The organism is Allocatelliglobosispora scoriae (assembly GCF_014204945.1).
Lineage (GTDB): Bacteria > Actinomycetota > Actinomycetes > Mycobacteriales > Micromonosporaceae > Allocatelliglobosispora > Allocatelliglobosispora scoriae.
Genome location: NZ_JACHMN010000002.1, coordinates 669,967 through 691,751, shown reverse-complemented (window position 1 = coordinate 691,751; position 21,785 = coordinate 669,967). Strand labels below are relative to the sequence as shown.

Below are 21,785 nucleotides of genomic sequence, written 5' to 3'. Positions count from 1 at the left end.
CGACTGCGGTCCCGTCGTGCTGGCGACCTGCACAACCTGGTATAGCAGCGCGACTTCCTAATCATCCCGCGACCGCGCGGCAGCGCAGATAGCGGCCCTGGCATACTCCGCAATCATGGTGCTGACGCGCGGGTGGTCGCTGTTCCTGGTAGGTGTGGGTGTCTGGACCTGGGTGATCTGGCCGCGCTTCGGCGTGGCGATCTGGGACGACCCGCGCGCCTGGGTCTCCGGTCACCCCGGCGAGGGCGCGGCGACGTCGTTCCTCTGGGTGCACGCGCTGCTCATCGCAGCTTCACTGGTCATCGGTACGACCGCCGGCGTGCTCGGCGTGCGGGGCTGGCTCGCCGCCCGCCGCCTCTCCCGCGCCTGACGGCAGGTTGACCACTCCGTAGGGGATGTGGACGCTCGGCGCCATCGGCGAGGTGGAGGTCAGGTTCGCCTGCTGGTCGTCGAAGAAGATGTGCGGCCTCAGCACCCCGATGACGGGCCCCTTGTCGACGCCGCCGAGGAAGAACACGTCGTTCACGGTCACGCCCCACGCCTTCAGGCTGGATATCGGCCGCTCGTGTGACGGCGCGCTGCGTGCGGTCACGATGGCGACGTGGAGCCGGATCCGGTAGGTCGGATCCTCGAGCCGCCGGTCCTCCTCGCGGCGCTGGATCCGGTTGATCTCCCGCAGGAACCCGGCCAGCGGCCCCGGCGAATGCGGGGTCACCGTGTTGGCGCGCTCGTGCGCGTGGAACTCCTCCAGCCCACCGGCCTGCATCACCCGCTCGGAGGCGTCGTCGGCGAGGACACCGTCGAAGTCGAAGGCGATCCGCAGATCCGCGTCGTCGGTGTCGTCGACATAGTCGGAGGGCAGGACCAGCCCGGCCGGCAGGCCCCGGCTCGTCGCCTCATGGACGTCGGCCCGGTTCGCGGACAGGAACAGCGCCATGTGCAGCACGGGCATGAACTTGTAGGGCGACTTGCCCTGCATGAAGATCGCCCTGGTGATGGCGAGGTTGTGGTGTTCGACGGATCTCATCACCCGCAACCCGGTGTCGGGGTCGTTGCGGGACAGGATCACAACCTCCACCAGCGGGCCGTCGCCGCCGCTGAGGTCGTTGAGGGACAGCAGCCGCTTGATGAAGGGGAAGGCGACCCCGGGGCCCAGCGGCTCGGTGAGCTTGTCCTCCTGGTATTTCCGGTAGGCCTGCTCGCCGTGGTTGCGGAAGACGTCGTCTGCGGCGGCGAGGTCGAACAGGGCGCTCGACGCGATGCCGACCACCAGACGGTTGTCCAGGCTGTACGGCATGCGGCACTCCCAAGATCTGCGTCTGTCCAGGCTACCGGTCGAGCTGCTTGTCGTAGCAGCGGATGAGCTCCTGGTGGACGTACTTGCCGTAGGGCTCCATCGGCCGGTACCCGTGCTTCTCGTAGAGCGCCATCGCCTCCGGCTGCCGCAGCCCGGTCGCGAGCCGGATCGACCGGTAGCCGAGCTCCCGACCGAGGGCCTCCACCCCGGCCAGGACCGCTGCGGCGACCCCCTGGCCGCGGGCATCCGGCTGGACGTACATCCGCTTGAGCTCTCCGACCTGCGGATCCTCGGTCGCCTGCAGTGCGCCGCAGCCGACGGCCCGACCGTCAAGGACCGCCACCAGGAACCGGGCGCCGCCCTTGACGTGCGAGCGGCCCTCCAGCCCGTAGCGGCGCACCAGCTCCGCGAAGGCCGCGTCCAGCAGCACGGTCAGCTCGGCGTCGTCCTCGGCCCGTTCCTCGATCATCACGAGGAGAAATCTAACCCGCCGCCGGTCACGGCTCCTGGATCAGGTGCCGGTGGTCACGGCTCCACCGGATCCGCGCCGCCACCTCGTCGAGAGCGCCGCTCGCCAGCCACGACAGCTGCGGCTGGACGCCCTGCGCGGCGAGCCGGCGGGCCCGGTCCAGCACGACCTCCTGCTGCTCGATCACCTTGTCGACCAGGCCGTCGATCGAGGTCAGTCCGTAGGCGTCGGCGAACAGCTCCATCCGGCGGCGCCGCTCCGGCGGCGACGGGTACCGCAGCCAGCGCAGGCATTCGGCATCGTCGCGAAACGGGGTCACGTACTCCAGGGCGTAGGCGACGTCGTGCAGCGGTTCGGCGGGCCAGGCGAGGTCCCAGTCCAGGATGCCGACGGGCCGCGTGCCGTGCCAGACGAGGTTCCACGGCCCGAAGTCGCCGTGGCAGACCAGCTCACCCGCGGCGACGGGACCGGGATGCGTCGCCCAGCCGGCCTCGGCGGTCGGCCGGAATCCCGCCACGGCCTGGTGGTAGTCGCGCAGCAGCCGGGCCATCGCGACCAGCCCGGCCTCGTCGGCGACCCGGTCCCAGCCGTCGCCGCCGGAGTCGCCCTCCAGATAGGTCAGGACCTCGCGGCCCTGCTCGTCGATGCCCAGCGCCCTCGGCGCGGCCTCGAAGCCGACCGACTCCAGGTGGCGCAGCAGCTCGTGGACCGTCGGCGTCCAGGGGAGTGCGGGCCGGCGTACCGTGTCGCCGACCCGCACCACCGCACGATGCGGCTGATCCTGCAGGAACTCCTGGTCCGCCATATCGCAGGACGCTACAGCCGCCTACGGCACGACGGGCGGCAGGACCACCGAGAGCACGTCGGCCGCGATCGGGGTGCTGCCCGAGGAGGTCTCCAGGGTCAGCTTGTCGTCGTCGGTCAGGACGATCTTCGTGTCCGCGGCGAGGTCGTGCTCGAGCCGCAGCGCCGGCTGCTCCACCGCGAGCCACTTCCCGCCGTCGAGCCGCCACAGGCTCGCCTTGACCACCGGGGTGCCGCCCGAGGGGTCGCAGATCCAGCTCTGCATCACCGCGAAGAGCCTGCCGTCCGGCTCCCACCAGGCGGAGAGCACAGCGACGTCGACCTCCTCGGCGGTCTTACCGCCGAGGAGGTCCGTCACGTCGGGTGTGGTCGCCGCTCCCGCGTCGTCCACGACCAGGATCGGCCCCGGGTGCGCGCAATCGCCCTGAGATTCAATCACCTGGTACGCCCACCGCGCCCCCTCGCCACCACCGGCACGTGCCGCGGCGAACTGCAGCGTGCTCACCTCCGGTAGATCCCGGACGAGCGTCTTGCTCCCGTCGAGCTTCACCGAGTAGGCAGCGCCTTTGCCGTTGTCGCCGTCGGGTGCGTCCGACGCGATGAGCAGAAACGTGTCGTTGGTCCCGGCGGCGGCGAGCCGGGGCGTGCCCTGCGGCAGCGAGACGTTCAACTTCCGGGCGACGCCGGCGCTGGTGATGTCGAGCTGGAAGAGCTGCCCCTTCTCGTCGGCCCAGACGGCGATGGAGTCGCCGACGAGCGCCACCGAGCCGCAGCCGCAGCGGATGTTGATCACCTTGCCGGTCTGGCTGTCGATGACGGCCAGCCGGGCGTCCTTGGCGTTGAGGGTCCGGGAGACGGCGGCGGCGTAGCGGCCCTTCTGCGTCCACTGCGGCTCGCTCCAGGTCCCGGAGGTCGCCTGGTAGAGCACTTTGCCGGCCTCGCCGACCCCGAACGCCTTCGTGCCCGCGAAGGCGTAGATCGAGGAGCGCGGGACCGGGCTGGGGCCGGTGTCGCCGGGGCTGACATCGGTGGTGGTGGTCGGCGTCGCCGTCGGCTGGGCCGTCGAGGCCTTCTTCACGCACGCTGCCAGCGGCAGCAGGAGGAGGGCGGCACCGGCCAGGCTGGCGGCTCGGATGGCGACGGATCGGTGATTGCGGCGGTGTCGAGTATGCACCCGGCAACTTCACCAGCGGTGATTATGCCCGTCAATGGCCTGATGGGACGGTCGGACGCTGCCCGAAGGTCGAGCTGCCCGCCCGTGCGTCATCCGCCCGCGACGATGAGGCGGTTGACGATCCCGCCGGGGCTCGGCTCCCGCGACACCGTGCCGAACTCCACCATCTGGCGACCTCGGGCTTGATGCCGCCAGGGCTGCGTGCGCCTGGCGGCACCGAGGGTGTCGTGGTCTATGCGGCGCAGGTGGCGTACGCCTCGGTGGCCCAGATGTCGGGGTTGCCGAGCTCGTCCTCGTATCCGGTCACGGTGATCATGTTCGGCTGGATGATCCGGAAGTCGTCGATGACCGAGTGCCCGCGTACGCGCCACAGGTCGCCGCCGATGTGGACGATCTGTGTACCGGTCGGGCAGGTGACGGTCACGGTCTGCGGGTTGGAGGAGTCCTGCGGCGTACTCGCCGAGGTCTGCACGGTCCCGGGCAGCTGGGCGTCGGCGCAGGCGGCGGTGACCGTACCGGTGATGGGTGTGACGGCGCCGGGGACGCTGCTGGGCTCGACGCTCAGGTACGCGCGGTTGCGGGTGTCGATCTCGATGCCGGTGGCCATCGCCTTGGCCGTCGAGGAGACGGTGTATCCGCTACCGATGACCCGCTGGCCCGTGCAGTCGGCGGTGGCCCAGACGAGCGACGGGTCGCTGACGGTGACCCGGACATAGCGGAAGCCGGCCGGGGTCGGGATGCACACGTTGGTGGCGGTGATGTTCCATGTGCCGGAGTAGCCGTCGGAGTCCTCGGCGCCGATCACGACCAGGGCGTTGCGGCCGAGGACCGTGGTCGGTGCGATCTGCCGGATCGTGGCCTGCCCGGTCGCTCCGGTCAGGTACGCCCCGCCTCCGATCGAGACGGTGCCGGTCGGGCAGTAGAGGACCACGGTCTTCGCCGCCGAGCTGTCGGTCGCGCTCGCCGACGTCACGTACTGGATGCCCGCAACCGCTTCGGCCGGGCTCTGGATCGCTACGCCGGCCAGGACCGCCGCCGCTGAAAGGATTGCCCATTTTTTCATAGGCAAATGCTTGAACGTCGATGGGCTCGGCACAAGTCGCGGCCTGGCGAGAAGACTCATGCCGCAGGGGAAGCCCGACCTTTCCGAAAGGACAGGTCGGCGCCGGGCCACCGGAACGCCACATCCCTGGCGTCTCGGTGGGCGGGAGCTACAGGTCGATGACGATCTTGCCGTGTACGTGGCGGCCGGCTTGGAGGTCGACTGCGGCGCGGATCTGCTCGACGGGGAAGGTCGCCGCGATGGGTACGCGCAGCCGGCCTGCGGCGACCAGGTGCGCGATCTCCTCGATGGCGCCCGGGGCGGCGTTGGCTCCGTTCGCCGGGGTGATCCCGTCGACCTGGGCGGCGATGGTGGTGATGCGCTCGTCGGGCACGCCGAGTTCCCGTGCCACCCGCACCGTGTCGGTGCCGAACAGGTCGATCGCCGCGGTGATGCCGCCGGGAGCCAGGGCTCGGAGCCGGTCGGCCAGGCCGTCCCCGTAGACGACCGGCTCGGCGCCGAGGGCTCGCAGGGCGTCGGCCGAGGTCGCCGATCCGGTTCCGATCACCCGCGCGCCGGTGAGCCGGGCGAGCTGCACGGTGAACACGCCGACTCCGCCGCCCGCACCACCGATGAGCAGGGTGTCGCCCGGGCCGGGGTTGACGACGACGAGGGCTGCGGCGGCCGTGCACCCGGCTATGGTCAGCGCGGCGGCGGTGCGGTCGTCGACGCCGTCAGGGGTGTGGTGCGCGTCGCCGCCCACCGCGATGGTCCCTGCCGCGTCGATCACCACGTAGTCGGCGACCGCGCGGGAGAGCGCTCCGCCGAACACCCGGTCGCCGGCTGCGAACCCGGTCACGCCGGCACCGACCTGGTCGACGATCCCGGCGTAGTCGGTTCCGAATCCGGACGGCAGGCTCAGGCCGAAGCGGCCGGCGGTGTCCGGGTCGGAGGTCATGAACCAGTCCATCGGGTTCAGTCCGGCTGCGGTGACTCGCACGCGGATCTGCCCCGGGCCTGCCTGTGGTGTGGGTACCTCGTGGAGATCGAGAACCTCGGAGCCGCCGAACGACTCGAGCAGGACCGCCCTGCTCATGACCCCGGAGGTGTGGGCGCTGGCTTCTTGCATGCTGTGCGGTCCCCTCTGACCGTGGATGGAAGGAGCGGAAGTGGACTATGCTCCGTTTCCAAGAGCCAACGTAGCACAATCGGAGCGTGATCCGTTTTGGTGGAGTCAGACGCGCGCAGACTGCGAGCGGACGCGACCCGCAACCGCGACCAACTCCTCGAAGTCGCGACCCGTGTGTTCGTGTCCGCCGATACCGAACCCTCCATGCGTGCGATCGCACGCGAAGCCGGGGTCGGCATCGCCACGCTCTACCGGCACTTCCCCACCCGTGAATCCCTCGTCGACGCGGTCTACCACGACCAGGTCGCGCGGCTCACCACCGGCGCCCGCGAGCTCCTCGTCCGGCTTTCCCCGCCCGCGGCGCTACGACGCTGGATGGACCTGTTCGGCGACTGGATCGCGACCAAGAACGGCATGCTCGACACGCTGCTCGCGATGATCGAATCCGGCGACATCGCCCACGCCCACACGCAGGCCGAACTGCTCGCCGCCATCGACGAAATCCTCAACGCCGGCCGCGCGACAGGCGAAATCCGCACCGATGTCACCGCCGAGGACGTCGCCGCCAGCCTCATCGGCATCTTCACCGTGGCCCGCCCGCCCGAACACGCCGCCCGAGCAGACCGCCTGCTCGACATCCTGATGCGCGGCCTCGGACCGACGCCCTGAACCAGCCATCCACACCGACCGCGGCGCGCTAGCGTCGATGAGTGGACGGCCAGGGGGACTCAATCTTGGGGGCTGTCTGCCGTTCGAGCCGGGCGCTCGCGACTCAGATACCGGACCGGCTTGCCGAGCGACTCCGCGTAGGCGATCTCCCGCCGGGTCGACTCACCCACGTAGCCGCCCGGATCCACGATGTACACCTCGTCCGCCATGCGAATTTTCTGGAAGTGCACCCTGCCGAGCCGCCCCTTCAGGTCCGAGCTGTCGGCTGTCCAGTCGTAGCCCGGCAGATCGGGGAGGCGGAACATTCCGAGACTGATCACGACGCAACCCTCCATCGTGAGCCGCTGGTTGACCTTCGCGAACTCAGTCTCGAACCTGGTCGAGCCGCAGAGAGTGATGACCTTCGCCGCACTCTCGGCCGACTGCGGCGCCTGCTGCTCATCCATGAGGTTCATGATCGCCGAACGCCAGGACGAGCCTCCCGCCGCCCCCGGGCATCCACTCACGCCCTTGCCCGCGTACGCGCTGCCGCCGACGCTGCCGCCGGTCGGTCTCGCCTGCTCAGTGCCCGCAGGAGAGGACGAGCTGCGGTTCGACCTTGATGTCGAGCGAGTCCGTCGTCATCGGGGCAGGTTGCCCGGCAGCCGCGTCGATGCGGATCTGAAGTTGATGCTGGTCGGCACCACCTTTCCGGCCCGGCACAGCAGGCTGCTCGCGGCCGCGGTGATGTATTCGTCCGCGTCCAGGTAATCCTCGGCGACCGGCCCGGTGAAGCCGGTCGGCTGCGGACTGCCCAGGATGAATTCGCCTCATGGCGGCGATCTACCCCCGTTGATAAGCCCCGTGTTATGGCACGGTTGGAGATTCGACCTTGATCAGGTCCGGCAGCTTCGGCAGCGTGAGGTCATGCACCTCGACCTGACCATGAAGCTGCCGACCGGGTTCGGACGGCTGTGGACCGCACAGACGGTCTCCTCGCTCGGTGACGGCGTCATGCACGCCGCCCTGCCGCTGCTCGCGTTGACGTTGACACGAGCTCCGATGGCGCTCGCCGTCGTGGTGGCCGCCGGGACACTGCCGTGGCTGCTCTTCGGGGTGCTGGGCGGTGCGCTGGTGGACCGCTGGGACCGCCGGCGCACGATGTGGATCGCCGACACCACGCGTGCGCTGCTCCTGGTGATACCCGCGGCCGCTGCAGCGCTCGATGTGCTGAGCATTCCGCTGATCGCGGGCGTCGCCTTCCTGCTCAGCCTCGGCGGCCTCTTCTTCGACACGGCCGCCACGGCTTATCTGCCAGAGCTGCTCGGCCGCGATCCCGCGTTCCTGGAACGGGCGAACACCCGCCTGCGCGGAGCCCAGACCGCGATGTCCGGCTTCGCGGGGCCTCCGGCGGGCAGTGCGCTGCTCGTCCTCGGGCGGGCGGTCCCGCTGCTCGCCGACGCGGTGTCGTTCGCGCTCTCCGCCGTACTCATCCGGTCGCTGCCCGCCATACCTCGCCCCGCACCTCAGGCCCGCGAGTCACTGCTTCGGCAGGCACAGGCAGGGGCCTCGTACGTCTTCCGTGATCGATTGCTGCTCGGGCTCGCGCTCCGTCCGGCGGTCGGCAACGTCGCCTTCCTCGCCGTGGAGACCGTACTCGCCCTCTTCGCGCACGACCGTCTCGGCATCGGCACTCTCGGCTTCGGTCTGCTCCTGACGGCGGAGGCCACGGGCGGACTGCTCGGCGCGGGCATCGCCTCCTTCCTCGGTCGACGACTCGGCACCGGCACTGCACTGACCAGCACGGCCATGGTCGAAGGGCTTGCCATTCTGGGGCTTGCCGCCGCCCCGAATCCGTACGCGGCCGGGCTCGCGCTCGCCGTCTGCGGGGCAGGCATGGGCGCCACGATGGTGCTCGCCCCCTCGCTCCGGCAGGCGATCGTCCCACCCCACCTGATGGGCCGGGTCGCCTCCACCTCGCGCATGCTCGCCATGTGCGCCGCCCCCTTCGGCGCCTTCCTCGGCGGCTGGCTGGCCACCACGTACGACGTGCGCACCCCGCTCTACGCCGCGGCCGGCCTCCTCCTCGCCATGACCGCCGTCACGGCGACCATGACCGGCAACCGCCGCGTCGAGGCGGCGCTGCGAAGTGCCTCCGACTGGAAGAGTCCGGCAACGGGCAGCCACCCTGCCGATGCGCTTGTCTCTGCCTGACCGGCGTACCCGTCAGCTCCGAAGTCACGACTGCCAGAAGGGAATGATCGCTCATCTTTTCGGGTCGGTAGCGTATCCGCGTGGGTATCTACCTGGTCGACATCGGGCCTGACAGCTGGGCCCAGGACGAGATCACGTCCGGCATCCGCTCGCTGCTGGACCGCGCTCTCGTCGAGCGTGGCCTAAGGCCTTACCCAGGGCCACCACACGAGGTGCCGCCAGCGGAGAGTTTCGAAGAGAAGATCGCGCCGGTGATGGACGGCTTCGCCGAGCTGTGTGCCCGGCACGGGGCCGAGGAACTGCTCGATGCTGCTCTGTTCGTCCCGGTGCTGTTCGACGGCTTGATCACGCTGCCGATAGGCAACGCGTACGACGACGAACACACTCGGGTCTTCAGCTCCCATCGGCTACGGGACGCGGTCGTGCCGATGGCCGCCGAGATCGGCCTGCCTGCCGACCTGCCGCGCGGCGCACTCGCGCTGAGCAACAGCATCGACGACCCGGTCACCTTCTACGTCGCGGTCTACCGGCAGGCAGCCGAGCACTCACTGCGCCATGACTGCCCGATCGGCTACATCTGAAGCCGCAGACAGTGACGACCCCGCTCGCTCATGCCGATGAGCGGATGTTGCAGGTGTCTGGTCGGTGGCTGTGGTGGTGTTCGGGTTTGCGGGATGATTTGGTGGTTCCGTCCTATTCGGATCTTGGGTTTCATGCCGGGCTTGTGGGGCTGCCTGTTCGGGTCGGGGTTGCATGGTGTGGGGTGTTGGCGGCTGTCGCGGGAGGGGTTGGGGTTGGTGGATGTGTCGGCCTCGGCCACTAACGGTGGGGAGGCGGGACGGTTGGCTGGTGGTGAGCCTGGTGTGAGGGTTGCGCGGTGGGCGGAGGTGCATCGGCTGGCGGTGGCGGGTCGGGAGCCGGAGATCGCTCGCGACGCCGGGCGCCGGGTGGCCGGGGTGTGGCTGAGCCGGTCCCGGTTCGCCGACGTGGCGTCGATGGCACAAGCGACGCTGGCGTTGGGCCCGGACGCTAGCGCTCTGCACCACCTGGGCTGGGCGCTGTCGTCCACCGGCAGCCCACGGCAGGCGTTGGACTGCTATATGCAGGCGCTGCCGATCTGGCGGGAGGTCTGTGACCGGGCCGGGGAAGCGGCCACGCTGAGCAACATCGGCATGGTGTACAACGGGCTGGGTGACCGGCGGCAGGCACTGGCCTACTACGGGCAGGCGCTGCCGATCATGCGGGAGGTCCGCGACCAGGACGGGGAAGCGGCCACGCTGAGCAACATCGGCGCCGCGTACGCGGGGCTGGGTGATCGGCGGCAGGCGCTGGCCTATTTCGAGCAGTCGTTGCCGATCCTGCGGGAGGTCTGTGACCGGGCCGGGGAAGCGACCACGCTGAGCAACATGGGCTTGGTGTACGACGGGTTGGGTGATCGGCGGCAGGCGCTGGCCTACTACGAGCAGGCGTTGCCGATCCGGCGGGAGGTCGGCGACCGGGCCGGGGAAGCGACCACGCTGAACAATATCGGAGGGGTGTACGTCGGGCTGGGTGATCGGCGGCAGGCGCTGGCCTACTACGAGCAGGCGTTGCCGATCCGGCGGGAGGTCGGCGACCGGGCCGGGGAAGCGACCACGCTGAACAACATCGGCTTGGCGTACAACGGGTTGGGTGATCGGCGGCAGGCGCTGGCCTACTACGAGCAGTCGCTTCCGATCACGCGGGAGGTCGGTAACCGGGCCGGGGAAGCGACCACGCTGAGCAACATCGGCGCCGTGTACAACGGGCTGGGTGACCTGCGGCAGGCACTGACCTATTTCGAGCAGTCGCTGCCGATCACGCGGGAGGTCGGCGACCGGGCCGGGGAAGCGACCACGCTGAACAACATCGGCATGGCGTACGACGGGTTGGGTGACCGGCGGCAGGCACTGGCCTACTACGAGCAGGCGCTGCCGATCCGGCGGGAGGTCGGGGACCGGGCCGGGGAAGCCGTGACCCGGTTTAACATTGCGATGATCCACTGGGCGGGCGGCAACCTCGACCAGGCCGTCAGTGAACTCGAAATCGTCGTCGAACTCGACCGTCAAGTCGAACACCCAGACCTCACAGCCGACACCGCCACCCTCGAACAGCTCCGCAGCGAACGAGCACAACACCTCGACGAGACCTGAACCATCCCGCCACCCGGCGACGTCACCAGCACCGCGTTGATCGACGTCCGAACCTGCCGCGAGGCGCACATGCGAACAACGTCATCGTGACGTCCGACTCTGCTGATGTGAGTGCACTGCTTGGCAAGATCGGCGGAGATTGGGTACTGGTTTTGTCCATGAAACGGGGCGAACGCCGCCGGTGAGGTTCACTTCCCTGACGCCAGGATGCTGCTCACCTCGGAGGGAAGGAGCAGGCGCCGGACCAGCACAGAACGAATCGTGCAGAACACGGCCTCCGGCGCCCAGTCCTCCGTTTCATCGACGATTCTTTGCAACAATCGCCGAGTATCCGCCTTGGTCTGGACGGAGTGAAAGTCCAGGCCGCTGCTCGCCGACTCCGATCGGTCGGGTGCTTGGCGCCAGGCGTTCTGCAGCTCGTCCCGGGATAGACCGGTAAGCACGTAGCCGAAGACCTTGTGGTCGCGCAAATCCATGGCATAGGCCAGACTGTGGAGCCGGATCTCGCTCGCATCGATCTCGACTACGGGCAAACCCAATTCCTCCCATAACCCGCGCTGGGCAATGAGATACGGGGTCGATCGCACTACGCCGTCGAGCCCGGGACTGAAGTCGCGGAGCGCAGCGTTCTCTCCGACTGCGTTGTAGACCTTGCCGCCGTGCCAATGACCGCCAGCCGCGACGCTGGTGGTTCGCCGGGTGAGCACGAGGTAGTCACCGTCCTCGCAGAATACCGAGAGACCGACGCTGAAGGGATTCGGGAATCCGTCTATTGGCTCCCCGCACTTCGGCTCGCCAGCAATCTCGGTCAGAATTTTCCGTTCCTGCACATCGCCGGTGAGCAGGAGACGGTGGGTGGCCAAAAAGCTGAAGTAGTCGTAAGTGTGCATCTGACAGACGATGCGGTGGCTTCGACCCGCCCGGTCGTCCTCGGGACGGTCGTTGACTCGGCTGATGCGCAGGGTGGCGATCCCGACCTGTTGCCCGTTTTCGAAGCCTTCGGATAGCCACCGTGGCCTGTGTCGGTCCCGAATGACCGTCACGCGAGTGTCGTTAACCGAAACGGTCTTCCATTATCCGACTGGCGAGTTCGGCGGCTCGAAAGTGTCGGCGCTTTCGCCACCTCTGATACCGCTTCACGGCCGAAGGGTAGGTAACGTTCTGAAGCACCAGCCCGGCGACGGCTCCGGCCGCCACGTCCCACCAGTTCATGCCAGCCCTCCGAGGTCCCTGCTGTCGGTCTCTTCACGACGGTAGGTGGACGCAGCAATGGCTTCTTCGAACGGCGAACGGCCACATTTGACCGAATCACCACCTCCGTCACGCCGGGCGCAGGACCCCACCAGCACGATCGGTCCCGATGTCGCCTGCCTGCCTGCTGCTGCTCGCGGCCCCTTCTGCCTCACGCAAGTCGATACCGCTCACGCGATATGCAGGCAGCCACGGTGGCCGCTGGCGCTGCGAGTCCGGCTGATCCGACACATCACAGCCTTTACTGCAGACCGGTACGGAGTTCGCCCCGACTGCCCCGAACCAACCTTCGGCGCTGCGGGCTCCCCAGAAGGCACGGACCTGCCGCTGCGGGCGGGGTGCAGTTAGCCTGGCGTCACGACTTCACGGGCGGAACCGGGCCAGGTTCGGTTATCCCGACCGCACCACGTGCTTTACGGGCGTTTCGCGCACGGCTATGACATGTCCAGATTGCGACGTCGAGCAGTCGCAATAGACTGGGCGAGTCGACGCCGGATGGGCGAAGCGCCTCGATCTCACTGCGGAGCGTGGACTCGGTCAGCGCTGTTGCCAGCGTTGTCCAGAACTGGTTCTCCGGCGGAGCGAGCACGCGAAGCACGACACTGTCATGGATGGGCACAAGCCGAGGTCGTTTGCGGGCCAGGAGCTTGCTCGCGATCACTGGGCCGACCCCAGGTAGCTTGTCGAGCCACTGATGCAAGACCCCCGCTGACCGCAGGATATCGGGACTGGCGTTCCAAAGGTCTAGGTCGGTGGGGAGAGTAGCGAGCCCAGCGGTGAGGTGACCGCCGCCCGCGAGGAGAGTGCGGATAGCGAGAGGGCGCCAGGAGATGTCCAGCAATGTGGTCGCAAGCAGGTCGTCGAGGGTGAACATATCGGGCGGATTCTCACCCAGCAGGTCAAACGAGGTGCCGGCGAATGGCTTGTTGGGATCGAAGTAGGCGGCGACGAGACGTTCGATGTCGGGAACTGCGAGCACATCGCGGATCCGGACGCGTAATAGATCCTCTGAATGCACCGCGAGAGCATGCCACATCGGAGGTTGCGTCAGCGGATCACGTTCGGTCCGGAATCGTCCGCGCCCAACGCGGTCGTACTGGAGTTCGCACGTCCACGCTAGGAGACCCCGTGCCTAGACGCCTGATCGGCAAGGTGCGGCAGACTCAACGTATGGATGCACCGCTTGACCCAACCCAGCTCTACGCCGACGTAGCGGCTTACGGAAGCCTCGGCGCTGCGCTTCAGGCGGTCGCCAGCGCGGCTGGGATCTCTCTTGATGTCGTGGCCAGTGAGCGACAGCCGCTGCATAGCGCCACCGTGCCCAGCGCAACGCCGCTGCGTAAGGGCCTCGGTATCACCGCTGGCGCTGTCGAACGTGTCTGGATCATCAGTGGTTGGAGCCAGGGCATTTCGTCGATATCCGGTAGCACGACAGATCTGGCCGAGGTCGTCAAGGCTGCGCAAGCCTGGAGCGGTGGGGCGCCGTTGCGCGACATTCAGCTGGCCGCCCCGTTCGTTGAGGTGACCCGGCGGGGTGAAGCCGCTGAACTGGGACCGGAATACATCGTGACCGGGGAGTGGGATCGGCTCTTGCGGGAAGCGGACGAGGCGAATTGGCCCGAGTACCGGGCACTCATCATGGCTGCTTATGCCGAGCCGAGGTTGCGGCAGCTCTACCCGTACACCAGCCATTGGATGCTGCGCTTTTCAACCACCACGGGCTACCCGTTCTCGCCCGACATCGTTTGCCTTACCGCGTCGGAGGACTCAACGTTTACAGTTCGCGAGAACTGGATGGGGCCCACCATCGGCACGGCGGCCACGGCCGAGGAAGCGGTGCTGATCGCGGCAGATCTCCCCCCTCCGGGCTTGGGCGCTGCGATCGCAGGGCCGTATCTGTATGAGGATTAATGCGTGTGGCCGTGCATCCCGCTAGGTCAGCTGTCCGGTTCGAGGGCAAGCCACGCAGTGGCGCGGCAGCCGATCGCCCCCAGTACCCACCAGGCCGACCACCCCGGCGATCGTCCTGGCCGATCCACAACGCCGCCGCGTACCTTCCGGCTCCTGTCCTCCCGTCCCCCGTCGACCCAGAGTCACACGATCCCGCTGTGGACAGCCGCAGATGAGAGCGACCCGCCAACCACCTCGACCATGCCTGGCCGGGCCGCGGTCGTAAACCCAGTAAACAAGTAGCCACTGTCCGCGCGCTCATGCCGACGTGCGGAGGCCGGGCCGTATGTCGTGCTCTGACGACTCAGCCCGTCGACCCATCCCGGGTGAGGATGCGTATGGGATTTCGGGTGGGCGAAGCCCGGAGGATTGGGCGAGTGGGCAGTCGGGCCGCAGCTCCACATGTACCCGGTTGCGCCGCATCAGCATCCGGCCGCATCAGCCCCTGCGGCCGGTCCTCGGACGACAGCAGGAGTGCCACTGTGAGATCACCCCTCAGAGCCCTGATCGTCAGCGCGTTGTTCGCCTCCGCGATCATCGTGCCCTCTCCCGCGTCGGCGGCGCCGGCGACGCCGGACTTCGGTCCGTCCATCGACGCGTACGCCGCATACGACGGGCAGGACACCTGCGAAGCCAGCGAGAAGCCCGGTGTCGTCGGGTTCCGGGACATCCTCAACACCACCTATGGCCCGCACAACTACGGCATCGGACGCGCCTGCAACGACGGCGGGCAGAGCGAGCACAAGGAGGGCCGCGCCCTCGACTACGTTCTCAACTACAACGACGCAGGACAGCGGGCCGTCGCCAACGACATCTTCAACTGGCTTCTCACCACCGACCGCTACGCCAACGCCAACGCCAACGCCCGACGACTGGGCATCATGTACATGATCTGGAACCGGCAGATCTGGTACGCGTCCAATCCCTCCGCCGGTTGGCAGCCCTATGCCTGCAGCGGAGACCCCAGCGACTGCCACACCAACCACATCCACTTCAGCTTCAGCTGGGCGGGTGCCCTGCGGCAGACAAGCTGGTGGAGCGGATCGGCGCAGGTCTTCGAGGCGGCGAGCAACGCCGGCTGGCGGCCGTTGCCGGTCAGCGGGAGCGCGGGCGCGGTCAGCGGCAGTGCTGTCGCCGCCTTCGCCACCAGTGGTGTCAAGTACATCTACACCGTGCGGGGAGGCCAGGTCTTCGAGGCGGCGAGCAATGCGGGCTGGCAGAACCTGTGGACCGGCATCAACGGTGTCGACGGCGGGGCGGTCGCCGCGATGAGCCACCAGGGCGTCAAGTACATCTATACGATCATCAACGGTGGTGTCTATGAGGCGAACAGCGCGAACGGATGGCGCAACCTGCCGACCGGAATCACCGGAGTCAGCAGCTCCACCATCTCCGTGATCAGCCTCGGCGGTGTCAAGTACATCTACACCGTGGTCAACGGCATCGTTCATGAGGCACACAGCGCCAATGGGTGGCGCAACCTGTCCACCGGCATCCCGGCATCGGCCGTCGCCGCGACCACCCTTAACAACGTGAAAATCATCTACAGCGTCAACGGCGGGCAGGTCTTCGAGGCCGCGAGCAATGCCGGCTGGCAGAACCTGTGGACCGGCATCAACGGCGTCAGCGGCTCGGCAATTTCGGCCATGAGCCTCGGTGGTGTCAAGTACATCTACACCGCGGCCGGCGGCGTCGTCCATGAGGCGCACAGCGCAAATGGGTGGCGCAACCTGTCCACCGGCATCCCCGGCAGCAGAGTGAACGCCCTGGTCCTCGGCGGCGTAAAGATCCTCTACACGCTGTGAATCACGAGTCCGGCCGCTTCGCCGAAGCGGCCGGACCCGTGCTGGCTGCCGGCGACGCTCCGCAAAGCGCGGAGTCGAGGCGCGTTATCCGGCGCCTCTGACCAGGGTCGGAGGCGCCGGATGGTCAGCTGTGGCGGTGGCGCACGATGTAGTCGATGTGGCGGACCGTGTCGTCTCGGTCCTCCTCGCTGATCGAGTCCCACAGGTCCGCCAGCCAGTAGAGCGAGCCCGACAGCGGCCAGGCCCATCCGCGTACCCAGGTCGCATCGTCGAACCCGAGCGCCTCCCGGTAGGCGGCCCGTGCGCGGGAGTCGAACAGGCTCCAGCCCGGCCACACCTCGACTGCCGGGTCGCCGCGGCCGAGACCGCCGAAGTCGATCACCCCGATGAGTCGGCCCCCATCGATTAGCAGGTTGCCTTCCAAGAGATCACCATGCAGCCATACCGGCGGTCCGGGCCACTCATCCGCCGTCATCGCCTCGTCCCAAGCCGCGGTCACCGCCCGGCCGTCGATCCGGTTGCCCAGCGCCGCGATCGATCGGCGGGTCAGCTGGTCGCGTTGCACTAGCGGTACGCCGCGCTGGATCCCCTCCTTGAGCGGCCCGTCCATCGGGTCGATCGCGATCATCGCGCGCACGAAACCGGCCAGGTCGACGGCGAGATCGACGAGGTCCTGCCCGGCCTGCGGATTGCATCCGTCCAGCCACGGGACCACCGTCCACGGCCACGGATAGTCCCCGGCCGGCTGACCGACCGCGACCGGCACCGGCACCGGCACGGGCAGGTGCGGCGCCAGCCGCGGCAGCCAGGCCGCATCGGTCGCCACCTGTTCGACCGCCCACGGCGCCCGCGGTAGCCGCGCCGTCAACGAATCACCGAGCCGGAACAGTGCGTTGTCGGTGCCGTTCAACGGCTGCGCAACGACCGGCAAGCCCGACCACTGGGGGAACTGTTTGTCGATCAGGGCGTGTACCTGCTCAACAGAAACGACGATCTCCCCTGGGCGCATCGCGCGACCGTAGAATCCGCTCGATCATCCCGTCAACCGGGATTGCGATCACAAGGACCACGAGGTCGGGCCGAGGTCCGACAAACCTGGGCGTTGAACCTATGGCGGTGCGCGTTGTTCCGTCGGGTCGACGATGCGGGTGGGCTGGCGAACTGGCCCGGGACGTCACGGCCGCACTCATGTCGGCACCGCGCCGACATGAGTTCACCAGACGGAAGACTGCGGGATCGGTCCGCCAAGGATGGTCCTGTCGGCTCCTGTTCAGGCGGTGCCGACGGGAACGGGCGCCTTCATCAGGTCGGTGACGAGTTTGTCCACTTTGGCGAGTCCGGCGGCGTAGCCTTCGGCGTACCCGCGCTGGTAGTCGGCGTTGGGCTTGGTCGGCTGAGTCGGCTGCTGGGGGATGGTCGGCGTGCTGGTGGCGTGGAGCATCCTGATCTGCAGGTCGGCGAGGGCGGCCTCGCCGACGTCGCCGAGGACGAGGGCGGCGTCGCTCTCCTGACCGGGGGTGTCCCAGTAGATGTAGGTGGTGCAGCGCCGGCCCTCCGTGGTGAGTAGCCAGTCGGCTTCCCGGGCGATCTGCTTCGCCCGTTCGAGCCGTTCGGTGGATCCGGTGGCTTTGAAACCGCGCTCGATGAGTGCGTATTCGCCGTGGGCGGGGACGATGTGCTGGAGCCAACGGGTGACACCGGGATGTTCGGGGAGGATCGTCGCGAGCGGGAAGGACTGGCCGGAGTAGGCGTCGACACCGAGGAAGTCGGCGGTCTTGACATGCCAGTCGTCGGGGTGGTCGGTGTGCCCGGCGATGGAGTGGTTCGGGTCGTTCTTCTTCGGAGCCCACTGGTACCCCATCGCCGCGGTGCCGACCTTCACCGAGGACGCCGCGGCCTTCATCACGTCGTAGACACGGTCGAACAACGCGGCGTACACCTTGCCGTCCATGTCGCCTTCCGGTTCGTGCCAGGGGATGATCCAGGTCTCGTGCTGCCCGGCCAGGAACTTGGCGAGTTCTTCAGGTACTGGTCCCATTGCCCGGCGGCGACAGCAGCCGCTTTGGGCTTGAAGCTGACGACCGGCACGATGCCTTTCGCCCAGTAGGCCTCGGTCAGCGCCTGGGTGGGCTTGGTCAGCGACTGGGGATCGCGCTCGCCGCTGATGAACAGTCGGCACATGGTCGCGTGGGGGAACTTGGTCTGCAGCGCGGACACCCCGCCGCCCTGAGTGATACCGGTGCGAAACGTCATGACCCAATAGATCACGGCCCTGATCCCGGCGAAAAGGATTGTCGACCGATAGTGGGACATCGCGGCTCGGCCGTAGCGATCAAGGGCGCAGTCATTCCCGCGCGATCACGATGAGCTTGTCGCAGGCGTCGAGCCGCATTTTCACGGTCTTGTCGGGATTGATGACCACCCCAGAGGAGTGCGACTGGGCGGCGGCTGAGGTGCGCCGGTAGCCGATGGCGATCTCGCCGCGACGCCGGGCGGCCTCGATGACCGTGTGGAAGTCGACGTCGTGCCCGGGGGCGAGGTACTCGGGCACCGGTCGAAGGTAGATCTCGCCTCCGGCACTGTCCAGGAGCGTCCGGTAGACCCTGGCGATGTTGCGGTCCTGCGAGATCTGGCAGATCAGCATGCTGATGAGGTGCTCGCTGACGACGAAGTCGTCGACGTGTGCGGCCGCGGCGAGCCGGCAGTTGCGCGAATCCGCCATCTCGCTGACGACGGTGTGCCGCCAGCCGTGCTGTGCCTGCATGTCGCGCAGCTGCAGCAGAGTGATCAGGGTGGCCGTGTCCGCGTCCTGCGGGTCGGCGTCGTCGTCGGACAGGACGATCACGTGGCCGTACTGGTGGATGTCGGCCAGTTCGAGTTCGTCGCGGTCGGTGGTGTCGGCCTGCGCGGTGCTGACATCCAGTCCGGGTACGCGCGCGGCGGCGGCCTCGACGGCGACCTTGTGCTCGGTGCTGGCGGTGACGACGTGCAGCCGTGAGCCGGTCCCCACGTACTGGTCGAACTCCCGGATGACGGCCGGGGCTCGGCGGTTCCATCCGAGGAGCACCGCGTGTTTTACCGGCCGGGTCGTGGGTGGCGCGACGGCGATCGCGGCGTGGTCGATCTGGTGCTCGCCGTCGACGAGCTCGATGGTTCCGGCATCGCGTGAGATCACGATGACCTCGTCGCCGGTGGCGATCAGCTGGTCGGTTCCCGGGCTGAGGTCGACGGTGCCGTCGGCGTACCGGAGCCCGATCAGCGCCGAGGTCTCGTACCGGTGCAGCGCCGCGGCGAACGTGCTGCCGATCAGGCGCGGTTCGGGCCGGATGTAGATCTCGTCGCCGGCGAAGTCGAGCAGGTAGGAGTAGACGCTGGAAAGGCCGGGCTGCAGGCTGGACTGGACCAGGAGCCTGGCCACGATGTCGTCCACGTCCAGCGCCTCCACGACACCGCCGCCGGCGAGCTTCACCGCCGCCAGGCTCTTGCCGCCGGAGACGGGCACGGTGACGTGGAATCGTGCGGTGCCCGGGTCCAGTCGGCTGGTGACGGCGAGCAGCGTCTTGAGCACCTGCTGATCGGCGTTGTCGCCGGGCGGTCGGAGCACGATGACCGAACGCGCCTGCGCGAGGTTGGCGATGTCGATGTCGGCGGGGTCGACCGGGCTGCCGGACCGGCAGATGACGCGGGTGTTGCCGAGGTCCTTGATCCTGCGCCGGATGAGCTCGTCCATCTCGGTGCGGTCCATGTTCGCCACGATCGCCACGGCCGACCTGCGTCGGGCGGCGCGGTTGGCTTCCACGAGCCCTGACAGCACGGTGATGATCTCGTCCGACCAGCCGATGATCACTGTGTGGTCTTTCTCCAGGACCATGGAGTGGCCCTTGCGCAGTTCCTGGATCCGCTTGTTCACCCCGGAGGCGAGCAGGCCGATCAAGGTGCTGGCGAAGAAGATCCCGGTGGCGGACAGCAGGACCTGGAGCACCACGAGCTGCACCCGGGTCTCCGCGCCGGTTCCCAGCCGGAACGTGCTGACGGTGTTGACCCAGATCTCCCGCACCGTGTTGCCGACGGTGGTGGCCTTCTCACTCTGGGGCGTCGCGAACACGATCAGCGTGCTGATGGCGACGATCAGGACCAGCGACACCGCGAACAGCCACCCGATCAGCGCAGGGGTGCCCCTGGTCATCGTGTTGTCGAACCAGTAGCGCAAGCGCTTGCTCGTATGCCGCATGTGTCGCCTCTTGCCTCGGGACGTTCCCACCGCGATGATCTTAGGTGCATATCGCACGTTAACGGCGTATCCATCCGCGAACAGTTCATATCAGGCCTGGTCGCGAACCCCTGGGTCCGCGGCCAGGCCGAACGTGCCCGCTCCGGTCAGAGCGTCTTAAAGCCGCGGCTTGAACCGTCGGACCTCCTGGGGCCAGCCGCACGCTTCCGCGATCTTGCCGGCCCACATCCGGGCCGTCTCCTCGTCGGCCACGTCCACGATGGTCAGCCCACCCAGGAACTCCTTGCTCTCGATGTAGGGACCATCGGTGAACAGCAGCGCGCCGCTCGTGGCGTCGGCGTTGAAGACCGGGCCGTCCTCCTCCTCCAGGCCTCCGGCGAAGACGTACGCCCCGGCGGCCTTGATCTCGTCAACGACCGCCCTGGCGAGTGGTCCGCGCCCGCGGAACCACTCCTCGCTGTGGTCACCCACCCACTGCTGGTTGAAGTAGATGAGGTACTCGGGCATGTTTGCTCCTCTGCTCGGCCGGACCCGGCGTCCGCCTCCACCTACGCTACGAACGGCGTCCGGCAGATCCGACACCCTCCGCCGGAAAAACTTCAGGGCGTGGCGCGTCGGGCCGACCGGTGTTCACCCGGCGGCGGAGTGGTCGTCGATGAGCCGGACACGATCCTCGAGCCCACGACGTCGGCTGGTCGCCCGTTGCAGCGACAGCGGCGGCACGCGCAGCTCCCACCCCTGCCACCCGACCCGCTCCAGGCGTGCGGCGGCGACCAGGCCGAAGTCGGTCGGCTGCGGTTCGTCGGCGGTGGGACCGACGCCGCCGACCCACTCCACCCGGGCGCCCAGAACGGCCCGCCCCCACCAGGCGCAGAACCAGTTCGCCGGTGCCACCGGCTCCACCAGGCCGTCGAGCAGCAACTCGCCGACCAGGAGCGCATGCGCGTCGGATACGACGAGGTCCAGGTCATGCGGCTGGATCGGGATGCCCCGCACGGCGAGCGCGGCGCTGCCGGTCAGCCACCAGTCCACGTCCGCATCGTTCAGGCGCTGGCAGACGACGGTCAGGGCAGACTGCCACGGAACCGGGGCCAGCCCGGCAGCCTGGCGCAGCCAGGGTTCGAGGAGCCGCTGGAAGTTGTCCCAGGCTCGGTCCAGGTGCGGAGTGTCGGCGGGAAAGGCCTTGGCCCAATGGCCATCGTGTTCCACGAAGCCCGCCTGAAGCACGGCAGGCACCAGTTCCCCGGATGCATCGACGATGCGGAACTCGCTCACCCGGTCGTCGTCGTGCCGCTCGCAACGCACCGATACCCCATCCACAGCGCCTCCCGCGACTCGCTTGTCGATACATGAGAGCACCTGGGTATGACAGCTTCACGAAACATCGCGGACAAGCTCGTCGGGATGCTTGGGGAACGGCGCCCGGACGGTCGCGTCCGGTGGGCGGCGCTGGGTCGGGTACTCCAGGTCAGAGGTTGAATCGTGACCATCGGCGAGGGGTGGGACCTGCTATGTGATCCGGTTCGGGCGAGCCATGTGAGCGAATGGTGCGGGCAGAGCCGACAGCAATCCAGATTTCTGCTGGGGGCGCTTTTCCCTT

Annotated in this window: 23 protein-coding genes; 8 read left to right on the top strand and 15 right to left on the bottom strand. The window is 68.1% G+C overall.

Annotation, left to right across the window (positions count from 1 at the left end; translation table 11 throughout):
• Positions 1-115: 115 nt before the first annotated feature.
• Positions 116-370 (top strand): SCO4848 family membrane protein, encoded by a 255-nt coding sequence (locus F4553_RS08900; RefSeq protein ID WP_184834373.1) that lies wholly within the window; start codon positions 116-118, stop codon positions 368-370.
• On the opposite strand, the gene F4553_RS08895 is transcribed toward F4553_RS08900, so the two are convergent.
• The 6 genes from F4553_RS08895 to F4553_RS08870 form a co-directional block, all read right to left on the bottom strand.
• Complete coding sequence (locus F4553_RS08895; protein WP_184834371.1) at positions 293-1,297, bottom strand: 5'-nucleotidase; 1,005 nt, start codon at positions 1,295-1,297, stop codon at positions 293-295. The genes F4553_RS08900 and F4553_RS08895 overlap by 78 nt on opposite strands.
• 31 nt (positions 1,298-1,328) lie before the next feature.
• Positions 1,329-1,766 carry a GNAT family N-acetyltransferase gene (locus F4553_RS08890; RefSeq protein ID WP_246466693.1) on the bottom strand — a complete coding sequence of 146 codons (438 nt, stop codon included), beginning with the start codon at positions 1,764-1,766 and terminating at the stop codon, positions 1,329-1,331.
• A gap of 28 nt (positions 1,767-1,794) precedes the next feature.
• The gene (locus F4553_RS08885) at positions 1,795-2,571 is read right to left on the bottom strand and encodes an aminoglycoside phosphotransferase family protein (RefSeq protein ID WP_184834367.1); all 777 of its coding nucleotides are present in this window, start codon (positions 2,569-2,571) and stop codon (positions 1,795-1,797) included.
• 21 nt (positions 2,572-2,592) lie between these two features.
• Complete coding sequence (locus F4553_RS08880; RefSeq protein WP_184834365.1) at positions 2,593-3,744, bottom strand: hypothetical protein; 1,152 nt, start codon at positions 3,742-3,744, stop codon at positions 2,593-2,595.
• A 232-nt stretch (positions 3,745-3,976) separates the two neighbouring features.
• On the bottom strand, positions 3,977-4,807 hold the full coding sequence (locus F4553_RS08875; RefSeq protein WP_184834363.1) for a hypothetical protein: 831 nt from the start codon (positions 4,805-4,807) through the stop codon (positions 3,977-3,979).
• Positions 4,808-4,955: 148 nt separating this feature from the next.
• Positions 4,956-5,882, bottom strand: a complete 927-nt coding sequence (locus F4553_RS08870) for an NADP-dependent oxidoreductase (RefSeq protein ID WP_246466251.1) — start codon at positions 5,880-5,882, stop codon at positions 4,956-4,958.
• A gap of 213 nt (positions 5,883-6,095) precedes the next feature.
• Here F4553_RS08870 and F4553_RS08865 point away from each other — a divergent pair, with 213 nt between their 5' ends.
• Positions 6,096-6,584 carry a TetR/AcrR family transcriptional regulator gene (locus tag F4553_RS08865; RefSeq protein ID WP_376776198.1) on the top strand — a complete coding sequence of 163 codons (489 nt, stop codon included), beginning with the start codon at positions 6,096-6,098 and terminating at the stop codon, positions 6,582-6,584.
• 59 nt (positions 6,585-6,643) lie between these two features.
• Here F4553_RS08865 and F4553_RS08860 read toward each other — a convergent pair whose 3' ends face one another.
• Complete coding sequence (locus F4553_RS08860) at positions 6,644-7,030, bottom strand: hypothetical protein (protein ID WP_184834357.1); 387 nt, start codon at positions 7,028-7,030, stop codon at positions 6,644-6,646.
• 7 nt (positions 7,031-7,037) lie between these two features.
• Between F4553_RS08860 and F4553_RS08855 the strand changes: the two genes are divergently transcribed.
• The 4 genes from F4553_RS08855 (at position 7,038) to F4553_RS08840 (ending at position 10,948) form a co-directional block, all read left to right on the top strand.
• Complete coding sequence (locus F4553_RS08855; RefSeq protein ID WP_184834355.1) at positions 7,038-7,334, top strand: hypothetical protein; 297 nt, start codon at positions 7,038-7,040, stop codon at positions 7,332-7,334.
• Between the two features lie 156 nt (positions 7,335-7,490).
• Positions 7,491-8,777: an MFS transporter gene (locus F4553_RS08850; protein WP_246466249.1), complete on the top strand. Its 1,287-nt coding sequence runs from the start codon at positions 7,491-7,493 to the stop codon at positions 8,775-8,777.
• An 80-nt stretch (positions 8,778-8,857) separates the two neighbouring features.
• A complete protein-coding gene (locus tag F4553_RS08845) occupies positions 8,858-9,358 on the top strand; it encodes a hypothetical protein (protein ID WP_184834353.1) in 501 nt (166 codons plus the stop codon).
• A 306-nt stretch (positions 9,359-9,664) separates the two neighbouring features.
• On the top strand, positions 9,665-10,948 hold the full coding sequence (locus tag F4553_RS08840; protein ID WP_312875140.1) for a tetratricopeptide repeat protein: 1,284 nt from the start codon (positions 9,665-9,667) through the stop codon (positions 10,946-10,948).
• Between the two features lie 188 nt (positions 10,949-11,136).
• Here the strand turns inward: F4553_RS08840 and F4553_RS08835 are convergent, their stop codons facing one another.
• Both F4553_RS08835 and F4553_RS08830 read right to left on the bottom strand, forming a co-directional pair.
• On the bottom strand, positions 11,137-11,991 hold the full coding sequence (locus F4553_RS08835) for a hypothetical protein (RefSeq protein ID WP_184834351.1): 855 nt from the start codon (positions 11,989-11,991) through the stop codon (positions 11,137-11,139).
• Between the two features lie 563 nt (positions 11,992-12,554).
• Positions 12,555-13,217: a DUF6308 family protein gene (locus F4553_RS08830; protein ID WP_184834350.1), complete on the bottom strand. Its 663-nt coding sequence runs from the start codon at positions 13,215-13,217 to the stop codon at positions 12,555-12,557.
• Between the two features lie 110 nt (positions 13,218-13,327).
• Here F4553_RS08830 and F4553_RS08825 point away from each other — a divergent pair, with 110 nt between their 5' ends.
• Positions 13,328-14,110, top strand: coding sequence for a DUF6193 family natural product biosynthesis protein (locus F4553_RS08825; protein ID WP_184834348.1), 783 nt, complete (start codon positions 13,328-13,330; stop codon positions 14,108-14,110).
• Positions 14,111-14,631: 521 nt separating this feature from the next.
• The gene (locus tag F4553_RS08820) at positions 14,632-15,954 is read left to right on the top strand and encodes a VldE C-terminal domain-containing protein (protein ID WP_184834346.1); all 1,323 of its coding nucleotides are present in this window, start codon (positions 14,632-14,634) and stop codon (positions 15,952-15,954) included.
• A gap of 124 nt (positions 15,955-16,078) precedes the next feature.
• On the opposite strand, the gene F4553_RS08815 is transcribed toward F4553_RS08820, so the two are convergent.
• From F4553_RS08815 to F4553_RS08790, 6 genes are all read right to left on the bottom strand, one after another.
• Positions 16,079-16,963, bottom strand: a complete 885-nt coding sequence (locus F4553_RS08815; protein WP_184834344.1) for an aminoglycoside phosphotransferase family protein — start codon at positions 16,961-16,963, stop codon at positions 16,079-16,081.
• A gap of 261 nt (positions 16,964-17,224) precedes the next feature.
• On the bottom strand, positions 17,225-17,905 hold the full coding sequence (locus F4553_RS08810; RefSeq protein ID WP_184834342.1) for a hypothetical protein: 681 nt from the start codon (positions 17,903-17,905) through the stop codon (positions 17,225-17,227).
• On the bottom strand, positions 17,857-18,222 hold the full coding sequence (locus F4553_RS08805) for a hypothetical protein (RefSeq protein ID WP_184834340.1): 366 nt from the start codon (positions 18,220-18,222) through the stop codon (positions 17,857-17,859). The genes F4553_RS08810 and F4553_RS08805 overlap by 49 nt, the downstream gene beginning before the upstream one ends.
• Positions 18,223-18,298: 76 nt before the next feature.
• The gene (locus tag F4553_RS08800) at positions 18,299-20,185 is read right to left on the bottom strand and encodes a CASTOR/POLLUX-related putative ion channel (RefSeq protein ID WP_184834338.1); all 1,887 of its coding nucleotides are present in this window, start codon (positions 20,183-20,185) and stop codon (positions 18,299-18,301) included.
• 156 nt (positions 20,186-20,341) lie between these two features.
• Positions 20,342-20,692: a YciI family protein gene (locus F4553_RS08795; protein ID WP_184834336.1), complete on the bottom strand. Its 351-nt coding sequence runs from the start codon at positions 20,690-20,692 to the stop codon at positions 20,342-20,344.
• 123 nt (positions 20,693-20,815) lie between these two features.
• On the bottom strand, positions 20,816-21,394 hold the full coding sequence (locus F4553_RS08790; RefSeq protein ID WP_221469825.1) for a nucleotidyltransferase domain-containing protein: 579 nt from the start codon (positions 21,392-21,394) through the stop codon (positions 20,816-20,818).
• Between the last annotated feature and the right edge of the window lie 391 nt (positions 21,395-21,785).

Bases quoted from the DNA above. Each gene is read 5' to 3' on its own strand.
- F4553_RS08900 (WP_184834373.1), top strand. From the start codon at position 116: ATGGTGCTGACGCGCGGGTGGTCGCTGTTCCTGGTAGGTGTGGGTGTC.
- F4553_RS08895 (WP_184834371.1), bottom strand. From the start codon at position 1,297: ATGCCGTACAGCCTGGACAACCGTCTGGTGGTCGGCATCGCGTCGAGC.
- F4553_RS08890 (WP_246466693.1), bottom strand. From the start codon at position 1,766: ATGATCGAGGAACGGGCCGAGGACGACGCCGAGCTGACCGTGCTGCTG.
- F4553_RS08885 (WP_184834367.1), bottom strand. From the start codon at position 2,571: ATGGCGGACCAGGAGTTCCTGCAGGATCAGCCGCATCGTGCGGTGGTG.
- F4553_RS08875 (WP_184834363.1), bottom strand. From the start codon at position 4,807: ATGAAAAAATGGGCAATCCTTTCAGCGGCGGCGGTCCTGGCCGGCGTA.
- F4553_RS08870 (WP_246466251.1), bottom strand. From the start codon at position 5,882: ATGAGCAGGGCGGTCCTGCTCGAGTCGTTCGGCGGCTCCGAGGTTCTC.
- F4553_RS08860 (WP_184834357.1), bottom strand. From the start codon at position 7,030: ATGGATGAGCAGCAGGCGCCGCAGTCGGCCGAGAGTGCGGCGAAGGTC.
- F4553_RS08855 (WP_184834355.1), top strand. From the start codon at position 7,038: ATGATCGCCGAACGCCAGGACGAGCCTCCCGCCGCCCCCGGGCATCCA.
- F4553_RS08850 (WP_246466249.1), top strand. From the start codon at position 7,491: ATGCACCTCGACCTGACCATGAAGCTGCCGACCGGGTTCGGACGGCTG.
- F4553_RS08815 (WP_184834344.1), bottom strand. From the start codon at position 16,963: ATGCGCCCAGGGGAGATCGTCGTTTCTGTTGAGCAGGTACACGCCCTG.
- F4553_RS08810 (WP_184834342.1), bottom strand. From the start codon at position 17,905: ATGGACGGCAAGGTGTACGCCGCGTTGTTCGACCGTGTCTACGACGTG.
- F4553_RS08800 (WP_184834338.1), bottom strand. From the start codon at position 20,185: ATGCGGCATACGAGCAAGCGCTTGCGCTACTGGTTCGACAACACGATG.
- F4553_RS08795 (WP_184834336.1), bottom strand. From the start codon at position 20,692: ATGCCCGAGTACCTCATCTACTTCAACCAGCAGTGGGTGGGTGACCAC.